This is a genomic window from Allobosea sp. BE125 (assembly GCF_031456075.1).
In the GTDB taxonomy this organism is placed as follows: Bacteria; Pseudomonadota; Alphaproteobacteria; order Rhizobiales; family Beijerinckiaceae; genus Allobosea.
Map to the genome: position 1 here is coordinate 255,528 of NZ_JAVDTY010000010.1, position 14,154 is coordinate 269,681.

Annotated in this window: 7 protein-coding genes and 1 tRNA gene; 7 read left to right on the top strand and 1 reads right to left on the bottom strand. The window is 65.2% G+C overall.

Annotated features, from left to right (window positions below):
- The first annotated feature begins 38 nt into the window (after positions 1 to 38).
- Positions 39 to 2,114: a M3 family metallopeptidase gene (locus J2Y55_RS22055; protein ID WP_310158013.1), complete on the top strand. Its 2,076-nt coding sequence runs from the start codon at positions 39 to 41 to the stop codon at positions 2,112 to 2,114.
- A 212-nt stretch (positions 2,115 to 2,326) separates the two neighbouring features.
- Here J2Y55_RS22055 and J2Y55_RS22060 read toward each other — a convergent pair whose 3' ends face one another.
- Positions 2,327 to 2,698: a hypothetical protein gene (locus tag J2Y55_RS22060; protein ID WP_310158014.1), complete on the bottom strand. Its 372-nt coding sequence runs from the start codon at positions 2,696 to 2,698 to the stop codon at positions 2,327 to 2,329.
- Between the two features lie 103 nt (positions 2,699 to 2,801).
- On the opposite strand from J2Y55_RS22060, the gene J2Y55_RS22065 reads away from it, so the two are divergent.
- The 6 genes from J2Y55_RS22065 to J2Y55_RS22090 all read left to right on the top strand — a co-directional run bounded on the left by J2Y55_RS22065 (position 2,802) and on the right by J2Y55_RS22090 (position 14,143).
- Complete coding sequence (locus J2Y55_RS22065) at positions 2,802 to 3,284, top strand: hypothetical protein (protein WP_310158015.1); 483 nt, start codon at positions 2,802 to 2,804, stop codon at positions 3,282 to 3,284.
- A gap of 310 nt (positions 3,285 to 3,594) precedes the next feature.
- Entirely contained in the window at positions 3,595 to 5,178 is a 1,584-nt protein-coding gene (locus J2Y55_RS22070; protein ID WP_310158017.1) for a 2-isopropylmalate synthase, read from the top strand.
- Positions 5,179 to 5,728: 550 nt separating this feature from the next.
- Positions 5,729 to 7,000 (top strand): solute carrier family 23 protein, encoded by a 1,272-nt coding sequence (locus J2Y55_RS22075; protein WP_310158019.1) that lies wholly within the window; start codon positions 5,729 to 5,731, stop codon positions 6,998 to 7,000.
- A 270-nt stretch (positions 7,001 to 7,270) separates the two neighbouring features.
- Positions 7,271 to 7,346: transfer RNA gene (locus J2Y55_RS22080), tRNA-Lys, on the top strand.
- A gap of 1,451 nt (positions 7,347 to 8,797) precedes the next feature.
- Positions 8,798 to 13,651 carry an autotransporter-associated beta strand repeat-containing protein gene (locus J2Y55_RS22085; protein ID WP_310158021.1) on the top strand — a complete coding sequence of 1,618 codons (4,854 nt, stop codon included), beginning with the start codon at positions 8,798 to 8,800 and terminating at the stop codon, positions 13,649 to 13,651.
- Between the two features lie 234 nt (positions 13,652 to 13,885).
- Positions 13,886 to 14,143, top strand: coding sequence for a hypothetical protein (locus tag J2Y55_RS22090; RefSeq protein WP_310158022.1), 258 nt, complete (start codon positions 13,886 to 13,888; stop codon positions 14,141 to 14,143).
- Positions 14,144 to 14,154: the final 11 nt, after the last annotated feature.

Genomic DNA, 14,154 nt, shown 5'->3' on the forward strand with positions numbered 1-14,154 from the left:
GCCCGCATTCTGCGCCCTCAATTCAACCGGAAGCCCCGATGACGCTTGCCCCCGAAGCCCTGTCGCTGCCCGCCAGCAATCCGTTTTCGCGTGTCTGGGACACGCCCTTCGGCCTGCCGCCTTTCGCCGCGATCACGCCCGAGCATATCCGCCCGGCCTTCGAGGCGGCCTTGGTCAAGCACAGATCCGAGATCGACGCGCTGACCACTGCGGCCGCAGCACCGGACTTCGCCAACACCATCGAGGCGCTGGAGCGCGCGGGCAGGGCGCTCAGCCGCGTCGGCGGCGTGTTCTATAATCTCACCGGCGCCGATACCAACGAGGCGCTGCAGGCGATCGAGCGCGAGATGTCGCCGATCACCTCGCGGCACTGGTCGGCGATCATGATGGATCCGGCCTTGTTTGCCCGCGTCGCTGCGGTCTTCGCCAAGCGCGAGACGCTCAGTCTCGACGCCGAGCAGGCACGGCTCCTGGAACGAACGCATCGCGGCTTCATCCGTTCGGGCGCGCAGCTCGGCCCGGAGGACAAGACGCGGCTCGCCGCGATCAACGAACGCCTTGCGGGGCTCGGCACGCAGTTCAGCCAGAACGTGCTGAAGGATGAATCGAGCTATGCGCTGATCATCGAGGACGAGGCGGGGCTCGCCGGCCTGCCGGCCTTCCTGATCGCGGCGATGGCGCGCGCCGCCACCGACCGCGGTCATGACGGCAAACATGCGGTGACGCTGTCGCGCTCGATCATCGAGCCCTTCCTGACCTTCTCGACGCGGCGCGATCTGCGCGAGGAGGCCTTCATCGCCTGGAGCAAGCGCGGTGAGAATGGTGGCGAAACCGACAACCGCGCCATCGTCGCAGAGATGGTGAAGCTTCGGGCCGAGAAGGCGAAGCTGCTCGGCTTTCCGACCTTCGCGCATTTCAAGCTCGACGATTCCATGGCGAAGACGCCCACCCATGTCCGCGACCTGCTCGAACTGGTCTGGAAACCGGCCAAGGCGCGCGCCGCGCAGGAGGCCGCCGATCTCGCCGCGCTGGCGCAGGGCGAGGGCGAGAACGGGCCGATCCGCCCTTGGGACTGGCGCCATTATGCCGAGAAGGTGCGCCAGCAGACCTATGCGCTCGATGAGGCGGTGCTGAAGCCCTATCTCCAGCTCGACCGCATCATCCAGGCTGCCTTCGATGTCGCCGGCAAGCTGTTCGGGCTTGCCTTCGAGGCGAAGCCCGAACTCAAGGGCTATCACCCGGATGTGCGGATTTGGGAGGTCAAGGAGGCGGCGAGCGGCCGCCATATCGGCCTGTTCCTCGGCGATTATTTCGCCCGCGCCTCAAAGCGCTCCGGCGCCTGGATGAGCGCCTATCGCGGCCAGCGCAATTTCGAGGGCGAAGTGCGGCCGATCATCGTCAATGTCTGCAATTTCGCCAAACCCGCGGAGGGCAAGCCGGCGCTGCTCTCGATCGACGATGCGCGCACGCTGTTCCACGAATTCGGCCATGCCTTGCATGGTCTGCTGTCTGATGTGCGCTACGGCTCGCTCGCCGGCACCTCTGTCTCGCGCGATTTCGTCGAACTGCCCTCGCAGCTCTATGAGCACTGGTTCCTGACACGTGAGGTGATGCAGGCCTATTGCCTGCATGCCGAGACAGGCGAAGCGATCCCCGATGCGTTGATCGATAAGATCAAAAAGGCACAGACCTTCAATCAGGGGTTCTCCTCCGTGGAGTACACCTCCTCGGCGCTGGTCGATCTCGCCTTCCATTCGCTGGAGAACCCCGGCGAGATCGATCCGCTGGCTTTCGAGGCGGCGGAGCTTAAGCGGATCGGCATGCCGGCGGAGATCATCATGCGCCACCGCACGCCGCATTTCACCCATGTCTTCTCCGGAGACGGTTATTCGGCCGGCTATTACAGCTATCTCTGGTCGGAGGTGATGGACGCCGACGCCTTCAATGCCTTCATCGAGGCGGGAGACGTCTTCGCGCCCGAGGTCGCGGCCAAGCTGAAGCGCTACATCTACTCAGCCGGCGATACGCGCGATCCGGCCGAAGCCTATACGCTGTTCAGGGGCAGGTTGCCGACGCCGGACGCGCTGCTGGAGAAGCGCGGGCTGGCGGCGTGAGCCTTCCCTTCTCCCCATCGAAGTCGGCTGTTGCCGACTTCGACACTTAGGTCGCCCATCTCGGGCAAGCCCGAGATGGGTGGGAGAAGGTGCCTGCGCAGCAGGCGGATGAGGGCAGTGTGACTGGGTAAGACGAAGGCAGGTTTCGGCTGTCCTTCCCTCATCCGTCTCGGCTTCGCCGAACTACCTTCTCGCCCCAAGGGGAGAAGGAATCACCCCGGATAGCCGAACTTCGCCTTGGTCGCGTGGAGCTGCCCCATCGCACCGCCTTCATTGCCCGCGGTGCAGCTCGAGCGGGCGGTTGCGATCTCGGCGCTGACGCGGGCGTGGACGCCCTTGGTGGTGTGGCCGGTGGCGAGGTCGTTATCCATCACGGCCTGGAAGCGCTCGACCTCGCCAGAGCATCCCGAACCGCCCGGCATATGGAAGGTACTGGGCGTCACGCCGGGATAGGCCTGCTCCGGCGGCGGCGCCGGCGGTGCGACCGACCTAGTCTGACAGCCGGCGAGGGCGATGCCGAGGGTGGCGAGGAGAGCAAAAGCGCGCATGGCGGCATGTCCGATCGACGAAAGACGCGTGACCATGACCGATTCCGGGGCGGCCAACAACATGCCAGGCCGGGTGGCGCGACACACTCTCGACATGGTCGCGCCCGAGGTTGCTGGCGCTGTTGCAAGAGGAGCGCCCATGACGCCGGAGGCCACGATCGAACTCGCGATCTTCGCCGATTATTTCCAGTTCTACATCCAGGACGAGACGGCCAATGACGATTTCGGCTCGCTCTGGACGGACGAGGCCGTCGAGAGATTGTTTGCGGCATCGGTGCAGTCCGTCGGTGTCGGCACAGTGCGCAACATGACCGTGCCGGTCGTCGTCTCGCTCCATGCGCAGGAGCCGCCCGCCGATTTCGGCGAGTGGGACATGGTCAATGAGGGCTCCTTCACCGTCCGCTCCGGCAGCGTCGCGATTGCCGGCTGCACGGATTATCTGCCCGATGCGCCGCGCCTCAGCGTGCCGCCGGGAAGCTACCGGGTTCGCGCCTCCTATGCCGGCCTCGACACGGTGAGCGAGGACGGGCTTGAGGGCGACGACTTCTATCGTGTCCAGCTCTGGCCCGCGCCCACGGCCCCGCTCGCCGTGGTCAAGGCCCGCAGCGGCGCGGCGGTGTGAGTGAGGGCCGGGCGAGATGGAAAACCCTGCCTTGCCTTGCCCCCCCGCTATCGGTTATGCAGGTTTGGTCGATACGAGGAACGCCTGTGGCCGCATCCGCCACCCATGCCCTGAGCCAGAACCGCGCCGTTGCGCGGGCTGCCGGCATGCGCGCTCCGCTCGGTCTTGGACTGCTTCTTCTCCTTAGCCGCCCCTGAGGGCCGGCCGGGCATGCATGCCTGGGCGCTCAGGGGAGTGACGAGAACCGCCTTCCAGACATTCTGCGCCTGGCTTCAACCATAGCGGCGCGACCCTCTACAGGATCACGACCATGACCGATGCGACCCGGAACGCCTCCTCTCCCCAAGGCCGTTCGCCCAAGGACCGCGTGCTGATCTTCGACACCACCTTGCGCGACGGCGAGCAATGCCCCGGCGCCACCATGACCTTCGAGGAGAAGCTCGAGGTTGCCGACGTACTCGACGCGATGGGCGTCGACATCATCGAGGCCGGCTTCCCGATTGCCTCCGACGGCGATTTCGAAGCGGTCTCCGCCATCGCCCAGCGGATCAAGCGCGCGACCGTCGCGGGCCTCGCCCGCGCGATCAGCGCCGACATCGCACGCGCCGGCGAGGCGGTGCGCCATGCCGCCAAGCCGCGCATCCACACCTTCGTCTCGACCTCGCCGATCCATCTGGAGCACCAGATGCGCAAGAGCGAAGACGAGGTTCTGGAGATCATCACGAAGACGGTGGCCCAGGCCCGCAACCTGGTCGAGGATGTCGAATGGTCGGCGATGGACGCGACGCGCACCCCGATCGACTATCTCTGCCGCACGGTCGAGGCCGCCATCAGGGCCGGCGCGACCACGATCAACCTGCCCGATACGGTCGGCTATGCTGTGCCCGACGAGTATCGCGCCATGTTCCGCCAGATCCGCGAGCGCGTGCCCAATGCCGACAAGGCGATCTTCTCGGTGCATTGCCACAATGATTTGGGGCTGGCGGTAGCCAATTCGCTGGCCGGCATCGAGGGCGGGGCGCGCCAGATCGAATGCACCATCAACGGCATCGGCGAGCGGGCCGGCAATGCTGCTCTGGAAGAGGTGGTGATGGCGCTGCGCGTGCGCGGCGATGTCCTGCCCTACGACACCGGCATCGACGCCTCGCTGCTGACGCGCGCCTCGAAGGCCGTCTCGACCGCCTGCTCCTTCCCGGTGCAGTACAACAAGGCGATCGTCGGCCGGAACGCCTTCGCCCATGAGAGCGGCATCCACCAGGACGGCATGCTGAAGAACCAGACGACCTACGAGATCATGACGCCGGAATCGGTCGGCGTCTCCAAGACCTCCCTGGTGATGGGCAAGCATTCCGGCCGCGCCGCCTTCCGCTCCAAGCTGAAGGAGATGGGTTACGATCTGGGCGACAACCAGCTCGAGGACGCCTTCACGCGCTTCAAGGCCCTGGCCGACCGCAAGAAGCATGTCTATGACGAGGATATCGAGGCGCTGGTCGACGAGAACCTGGCCTCGGCGCATGACCGGGTCAGGCTGGTTTCGCTGACCGTGATCGCCGGCACGCGCGGGCCGCAGCGTGCGACCATGAAGCTCGATGTCGACGGCCGCTTCGTCACCGAGGAAGCCGAGGGCAACGGGCCGATCGACGCCGTGTTCAACGCCATCAAGGCGATCGTGCCGCATGAGGCGGTGCTGGAGCTCTACGACGTGCACGCCGTGACCGAGGGCACCGATGCGCAGGCTGAGGTGACGGTCAGGCTCTCGCATGAGGGCTCGTCGGTGACCGGGCGCGGCGCTGACCCCGATACGCTGGTCTCCTCAGCCAAGGCTTATCTGGTTGCGCTCAACAAGCTCGTCGCCAAGGGCGTACGCCTGCACGCGCAGGCCGCGGCGGAGTAGAGGGCGCCTTTGCGGAAAAGGGCGCGGGGAAGCCTCTCCACCTAGGGAGAGGGCAGGGTGAGGGGGCGGCCGTTCGACGTTTTGGCTGTGACCTCACCGCTGCATCGCTGCAAAGTTTCCGCGCCACTGGTCCACGGGCCGACACCTCACCCCTGCCCCTCTCACTGAACTCGGGCTTGCCCGAGTTCAGCACTCAAAGTGTCGAAGTCGGGTAGACCCGACTTCGATGCAGGAGAGGGGTTCCCCGCGCTTCGCTATCGATGTCCGGGCCCTTCACATCGGCTAGCCCTTATCCGGCTCGATCGTCGCCAGGACGAAGGAGGAGCGCATCTCGGCGATGCCGGGCAGCGTGCTGCCGTGCGACCGCTTGCTGCAGCGCGGCGACGGCAGCCATCACCTTGCGAAGATCGCTTCCTGAGGGCGCTGCAGGCTTGGTTTTCCCCTGAAATCGCGCGCGCCACGCCAGGGCGGGCTTGGCGTGGACAGGATCTTTGCCTGTAGTTCGGTCTCGGCGCGGCCGAAAGAGCGCGCGCCCGCTGGGGAGCGCGCCATGTCTTATTTTCCGAACTGGACCTTGAAGACCTCCGGCGCGGTGATGCCGGACGAGCGCCTGTCGACCGTCCAGACCTTCATCGCGGGTTTGCAGCATGTCGTCGCCATGTTCGGCGCGACCGCGCTGGCGCCGATCCTGATGGGGTTCGACCCCAATGTGGCGATCTTCTTCTCCGGCATCGCGACGCTGCTGTTCTTCGTGATCACGCGCGGGCAATTGCCGAGCTATCTCGGTTCGTCCTTCGCCTTCATCGGGGTGGTGATCGCGGCGAGCGGCTATGCCGGTTCGGGACCCAACGCGAATATCGGCTTGGCGCTCGGCGGCATCATCGCTTGCGGCGCGGTCTATGCCGCCATCGGGCTCCTGGTCCAGGGCGTCGGCATGGCCTGGATCGAGAAGCTGCTGCCGCCGGTCGTCACCGGCGCAGTCATCGGCGCGATCGGGCTCAATCTGACGGCGGTGGCGATGGGCATGATCTCGGCCAGTCCCTACACCAAATGGATCGCGCTGTTCACGGTCGTCGCGGTCGCGCTTGTGGCGGTTTATGGCAGAGGTCTCGCACAGCGCCTGCCGGTGCTGATCGGCGGCGCCGGTGCCTATATCCTCTACGCGGCGACAGCGCCGAGCTTCGGCGCCCCAGCGGTCGATTTCGGGCGGATCGGCGCCGCCGCCTGGCTCGGGATGCCGAACTTCGTCGCGCCGGTGTTCGATTTCAAGGCGATGGCGCTGATCGCTCCGGTCGCGCTCATCCTGGTTGCGGAGAATCTCGGACACATCAAGGGCATCGCCGTGATGACCGGGCGCAATCTCGACCCGCTGATCGGGCGCGGTTTCATGGCCGATGGGCTCGCCACCATGATCGCGGGCTCCGGCGGCGGCACGGGCGTGACGACCTATGCCGAGAACATGGGTGTGATGGCGGTGACGCGGGTCTATTCGACGCTGGTCTTCGTCGCGGCGGGAATCATCGCGCTGGTGCTCGGCTTCTCCCCCAAATTCGGTGCGGTCATCGGCACGATTCCGGTCGCGGTGCTCGGCGGGCTGGCGATCGTCGTCTTCGGCCTGATCGCCGCCACGGCGGGGCGAATCTGGGTCGAGAACCAGGTCGACTTCTCGAGCCCGAAGAATCTTCTGACGGTCGCTACCGCGCTGATCCTGGGCGCGGGCGATCTGAAGCTGCCGCTCTTCGGCTTCGAACTCGGCGGCATCGGCACCGCGACCTTCGGGGCTATCGCGCTCTATCACCTGCTGAATCGCCGGCCGGCATGACGCCGTCGTGCCTGGAGCCGGATGATTTCAGATCGGGTCACCAAGTGATCCGGTCTGAAATCTGAATCCGTCTCTCATCAAAGAGTTAGAGCAGGATCGACGTGAAAAACCGGTTCCCACTTTTTTGCATCCTGCTCTAGCGCCGAATTCATTTCGGCGGCTTGGCATATTTCTGTCGCAGATGGGTGGACAGGGCGGGGGGCGTTTGCTACATCGCCGGCCTGCCTGACGCGGCCTTGGCCGCAGCGATGGCGACGCTTCGTGGCGTATGGGTGATTAGCTCAGTTGGTAGAGCAGCTGACTCTTAATCAGCGGGTCGTAGGTTCGAGCCCTACATCACCCACCACGGACACTTCCTTAAAAACCAAAGCGTGGACAGACCGGCCGGCGACACAAAGCCGGGACGGTTCGTGTGTTTTGCATTTCATTTTGCGACTCCCACGCCGAACGCCGAAGCTCGTCCTGAGCGGCCTAACCGAAGCACCCTGAGTGTTTCCGGGGGGCGGAGAAGTATAGACGTGGCGCTGGAACGCTCTTGGCGGCCGGGCCGCGGCTCGGCGAGGCTTGAACGCGTCGCAGCCTGCCCGGTACGGTGAGTGGAACGATTCGACGCTCTTCGCGTTGTTGTTTGCCCGCCCGATGTGGCACGAGAGGATTCGCTATGAATAGGAAGTCTATCTTTGCCGGCTTCGTCGGTGCCATTGCTCTCGCGAGTGCTGCGATTGCTGCCTCGACTGCAGTCAACGCAGCCGAGACATTGCCCGCTACCGTGGCTCATCGACTCGACGGGCAGGCTGTCGCCTTCACCATGACTGCGGCCAAGGAGCGCCGCCTCATGATTATCGAAGAAACCCAGCGCCAGCAGCGTTACGGGCGCAGGGGTTACGGGCGCGAGCGTGGCTACGGATATGGGCCGCGACGCGGCTACGATGGGCCACCCCCCGGCTACCGCCGTTACGACAGGTACTGATCGAGCGAGGGGCCCTGACAACGGGGGCATCCTTTCGCTGCACTGTTTGCGGATTGGGGGGGCGCGCTGAGCGCCCCCTTTTTTGTTTGAGACTGGAGCCGAACCGCATCCAACGAAGAGACAGGCGGCGCGCGGCACCGAGTCAGCGTACGTGGCACTCAGCGTTGCCGATCTTGCGTCGCGCCGGCTCGAATCACGCTTCGCGGCAATCAGGCACCGAATGTGGCGAGAGACGCGCTCCGCGTAGCGCTCTGGGGTTCGCTGCCCTGCGTAACCTTGACCCTGCGGGCTGTCTGCGCGGCAACGATGTCGGAGGCACGAATACTACCGGGCGCGCGCTTCGGACAGGTGTTTGTGCGTCGGCAACATTGAGAAACTCGCGTAAGTTAAGAGATTCACGCCGATTTTCTCTACGCCCACCGGCGCGGGGCAGGCGATGCGCGTGATGGCGAGCGAAGCAAGACGTTGCGATGGATCGGTAAATCGCCGTCGAGCCGGCATCCGCGTGGTATTTCTGTAACGTGCCCACAAAAACGGCGGTCGTGATCTCGCTGGAGCCGGAGCGCACGCTGTCCGTTCTTGAGGAAACGGTAGCAAGAATTTGATTTTAATAGAATAAGCTGAAAACGGCACTTGCGTCAGGCATGCGAAAATCTGGCACTTCCAGGTTCTACCTTTTAGGCATGGTATTGACTTAAGGGGAGCAATCAGGGGATGGATTCAGGTGAAATTTTGTCGATTTGGCGGCCGAGTTGTTTCCACTTCGCTTCTCTCGGGCGCCAAGCCGACAGCACAGACACGCTGCAAATACGATCTCGAGGTCCTAGATGCTGAAGACGGCCGACGTTCTGGACGCCCGCAGACTGAGCGCGCCCATGCCGACCGGGACCGCTAGCGAAGGTTTGCGGCGGATCGTAGCGACAACCGCCCTGGCGACGGGCGTGATCGTCGGGATGATGCTGTTCCAGTCGAACGTGGCGCAGGCGCAGTCGGTCTGGGTCGGCACGACGGCCGACTACGGCACCGTGACAAACTGGAACCCCAACACTGTCGCAACGGGCGGCGTCGCCGGCATCTTCGACAACACAGTCGGGGCGGGATCGACGATTGTCGATCTGGGCGCGGCAGTATTCACGCCGAGCACCTGGACGATCAACGGAAGCACTGCATTCACGTTCCAGAACGGCACCGCGAATTTCACGGCGGGCGGTCTGACCAACAATTCGAGTGCGACCCAGACGATCTCGGTGATCCTCGGCGGCGCTGGTGCGGGCGTCACGCAGGCAGGCACCGGCACGCTGATCCTGTCAGGCGCCAACACTTATGGCGGCGCGACGACGATCACTGCCGGCACCCTCCAGCTTGGCGCGGCCGGGGTCATCCCGGATGGCAGCGCCGTGATCATCAATGGCGGGACGCTCAATCTCAACAATTTCACCGAGACGATCGGATCGCTGTCGGGCGCGGGCGGCACGATCGCTACGGGCGGCGCGACCGGCCGGCTGAATGTCAATCAGGCCGGCCCCGGCACCTATGCCGGCGGCTTCAGCGGCGCGACCGGCTCTGCTGTGGTCTATCTGGAGAAGCAGGGCGCGGGCACGCTGACGCTGAGCGGCACCAATACGACAACCGGCGCCGGCGCCGTGATCGTGAGCGCCGGCACGCTTGCGCTTCAGGGCGGCAATGCGATCGGCGACAACAATTTTCTTCAGGTTAATGCCGGAGCGATAGCCGACCTCCAGGCCAATGAGACGATCGGTACTGTCCTGGGCCCCGTTGGCGGTACGATCGCGCTGAACGGCAACACGCTGACGCTTGTTGGCCCTGGTGCTCCGGGAGGTGGGAACGCGTTCCTCACCATCACGGGAACCGGCGGCCTCACCATCAATGGCGCTGGTTTCAGTCAGGGCTTTACGCAGCCGCTCTCCTATACCGGGGCGACGACGATCCTGAACGGAAGGCTCGAGCTCGGCGGGAACAACATCATTGCCAATGGCTCGACCGTCGTCATCAACGGCGCCTCTGCCATCCTGGACATCCAGAGCTTCACCGACACGGTCGCCGGCGTTTCGCTCCAGGCAGGCTCGATCGCCGGCACGACCGGCGTGCTGACCAGCCTGACGGATATCGACGCTCAATCGGGTTCGGTCTCGGCGATCCTCGGCGGCGCGGCCGGCCTGACGAAGACGACTGCGGGCACCGTCATGCTGTCGGGCGCCAACACCTATACCGGCGCGACCACGATCAATGCCGGCACCCTGGCGGGCGGCGCAGCGAATGTGTTCAGCGCGGCGAGCGCGACCACGATCAATACCGGCGGTACGCTCGATCTGGGTGGCTTCGCGCAGACCATCAACGCGGTTTCGCTGGCGGGCGGCACGCTGACCAACGGCACGCTGACCGGGGCCGTCACCTCGACGGGCGGCACGATCAACGCCATCGCCGGGACCGCTACGGTGACGACGACGGCCGGGCTGACCACCGCGACCGGCGCCAACACCTATACCGGGGCGACCACGATCAATGGCGGCGAATTGCGGGTCAACGGCTCGCTCGGCAATACTGCTGTCGCGGTCAACAACACCGGTACCTTGTCCGGCATCGGCACGATCGGCGGCGCCGTTACCGTCAATAATGGCGGCACGCTCTCGGCCGGGCAGAGCCCGGGCACGTTGACAGTCGGCTCGCTGACCTTGAACGCCGGCTCCAATTCGGTGTTCGAGCTCAACACGCCTGGCACGGTCGGCGGCGTCACCAACGACCTCGTGATCTCCAACGGGCCGGTTCAGCTCGGCGGCACGCTGACCGCGACCGCCGCATCCGCAGGCTTCTACAGGCTGATCAACGTCGTCGGCGGTGGGGCGATCACCGGCAATTTCACCACGGTCACTGTCGCGGGCTTCACGGGGCAGGTTTACACCAACGCTCCGGGCGCGGCCGAGCAGGTGAACCTCTCGGTACTCGGCGTCGGGCAGGTCATGCAGTTCTGGGACGGGGCCGACACGCTCGGCAACGGCACGGTCGATGGCGGCGCGGGCACCTGGAACGCCGCCAATACGAACTGGACGGGCGTGCCGGGCCAGGCCGGGGTCAACGCTGCCTGGCTGAGTTCCGTCGGCGTGTTTCAGGGTACGGCCGGCGTCATCACGGTCGCGGGAACGCAGGCTTTCGACACGCTGCAGTTCAATGTCGACGGCTATGTTCTGAATGGCGGCCAGCTCGGCATCGGCGTCGCCGGCGGGGGCACGATCAACGTCAACGGCGCCGGGCTGACGACAACCATCAATTCGGCGATCGTCGATGGCGCGGGGACGAGCCTGACCAAGGTTGGCGCCGGCACGCTCAACCTCGGCGGCGTCAACACCTATACCGGCGGCACCACGGTCTCCGCCGGCACGCTCGGCCTGCTTGCCGGCGGCGTCCTGGCCTCGAATGTGACGGTCGATGCGGCCGGCACGTTCAACAATGCCGGTACGGTCAACGCCTCGGTGATCAATAATGGCACGACGAGCAACAGCAATCTGATTGTCGGGAGCGTGACCAATACGGGCACGCTGACGACGACCGGCACGATCCAGGGCGGTGTCACCAATAGCGGTACGGTCAATGCGGCCGGCGTAGTCAACGGCGCCATCGCCAACAATGCCGGAACCTTCACGGTGATCGGCGCGCTTGCCGGCAATGCTGCCTTCACCAATGCCAGCGGTGCGACATTGAACGTGACCGGCGGCAGCTTCACCGGCTTGACCAGCGTCAGCAACGCTGGAACGGTCAATCTCGGGGGAGGTTTCACGCTCTCGGCCCCGACGATCCTCAACAGCGGGAGCTTTGCCAGCGCGGGCACGATCAACGCCGCAACGCTGTTCAGCAACACCGGGGCGGTCAACGCGTCGGGCGCGATCAACACGGCCGAATTGCGCAACACGGGAACCTTCACGCTGACGGGCGCGCTCGGTGGCACGGTGACAGCGCTCAACAACAATGGTGGCACGCTCACCATCGGCAGCGCGAGCTTCTCCGGCATCGGGACGCTGACCAATAGCGGGCTCGTCCAGATCGGGGCGGGGTCACTGAGCGCCGCGACCATCGCCAATCTCGGCACCTTCAACAGCGCCGGCGCAGTGACTGCGACGACGGCCTTCAACAACTCCGGCACCGCCAATCTGAGCGGCACGGTGACCACGCCGGTCTTGAACAACAGCGGCACGCTGAACGTCGTCGGCGGCGACCTGACCAGCAATGCGCCGCTGATCAACAGCGGGACCGTCGCGCTGACGGCGGGGCGTAGCCTCTCGGTCGGCTCGTTCAACAATGCCGGAACGCTGAACCTCCAGAACAATGTGGCCAATAACGCCGTGAACATCGGCGGGGCCTATACCGGCAATGGCAATGTCCTGCTCGATGTCGATATCGGCGGTTCGCGGGCGGACCGCATCACCATCAATGGCGGCGGATCGAGCGGAACCGGCGTGGTCGCGATCAATCAGGTTCTGCAGGGCGGTGGCGGCATCGGCGTCTCGCAGAACGACATCCTGGTCGTCTCGGGCGCTTCGGGCGTGAAATTCACGGCGGCGAATGCCGTGGCGTCGTCGACGCCGAGCCCCTTTGCCGGCGGCGGTGGCCAACTCCTCTCCACCTCGAACTCGATCGTGCAGTACTGGTTCGGCGAGACCGCTCCGAATTCGGGCACTTACGTGGTGCGGCCGGACCTCAACGTGACCGCGGCTTCGTCCTTCGTGGCCTCGGTTTCGAGCGCGCTATCTTCGATCAACGCCTATAGCGAGCCGGCCTCGGCCTTCATCAGCGGGCCGAGCGACCCTGCGCCGAATACCTTGTCGTTCGGCTCCTGGGGCCGCGCCCGTGGCGGCCGGCTGGATACGGACTCGACTTCGCGAGTCAACAGCCCCGGTGGCGTCAGCCGCTCCTTCGATATGACGAACCGGACCGATTTCAACGGCTTCCAGCTCGGCCTCGACATGGGCCTGTACAACATCAACGGCACCGGCTGGACGACGAATATCGGCTTGCATGGCGGTAAGGTCGAGGCTCAGGTGCGCGCCACGGGTGTCGCGCTCGATCTCGAACAGCCCTTCTACGGCGCTTATGCAGCGGTGCGGAACAGCTCGGGCTTCGCCTTCGACGTGCTGTTCCGACGCGATCAGTTTGACATGAAGCTGACCTCGCAGGCCGCCAACCTGTCGAAGGAAAAGCTCAAGGCCGATGGCTATAGCGGCCTCGCCTCGCTGTCGCAGCGCTTCAACATAACCGATACGATCTATATCGATCCCTCCGTCGCCATCCTGTATTCGCGGGCCGAGGTCGATCGCCTGCGCGTTGGCGCCGACAGCTCGGTGGCCTGGCAGCCGATCGAGAGCATCACCGGCCGCGTCGGCGTCCAGATCGGCACCTTCTTCCAGCCGACCAGCGAGATCATCGTCTCGCCCTATGTCGCGCTCAGCGCCTGGCGCGAGTTCTCGGGCAAGACCGAGGCGGTCGGCTCCTTCGCCACCGTGTCCTTCCCGACGACGACGAACCGCATCGGCACCTATGGCCAGGCCAGCCTCGGCGCGGCGATCTCGTCGGTGACGCCGGGCCTCTCCGGCTTCGTGCGCGGCGATATCCGTTTCGGCGACCGGGTCGAAGGCTTCGCCTTCAACGGTGGTTTGCGCTACCAGTTCTGAGCGGCCTTTCGATCTGACTGAAGCTGACGGCCACGCCCAGGCGCGGCCGTTTGCTTGTCACCGCCGCTTGTTCGCTACCCTGGAGGAATTTCCGACCCGGCTGGAGCGTTCAATTGCTCTAGCTCTTCGTTTTAACGCGTTTTCCTCATGCGAGCCGGTGGTCACTTCGCTCGAAAGCGCTCTCGTTGCGAACTTTCGGTCGGATCAGGCGTTTCCTCCGGTGGAGGACAGTGCATGATCGATTTGCTCCGACACAGTGCCGCGGACCCGGGCGGTACGCCCGCGGTACCCAATCCGCCGCCCGAGGCGCCGCCCCTGACGCCGACCGAGATTCCGCCGGCGCCGCCGGTTGAATCGCCACCGGACGAGGCGCCAGCCGGCATCCCAAACGAGCCGCCCCCGGAACTGCCGCCGAACGCGCCGCCCGAAGGACCACCGGCGACGCCGATCGACCTGCCGCCTGGCCGCGATCCGCGCCAGCCGCAGGAGTAGCCGCCCGGGCC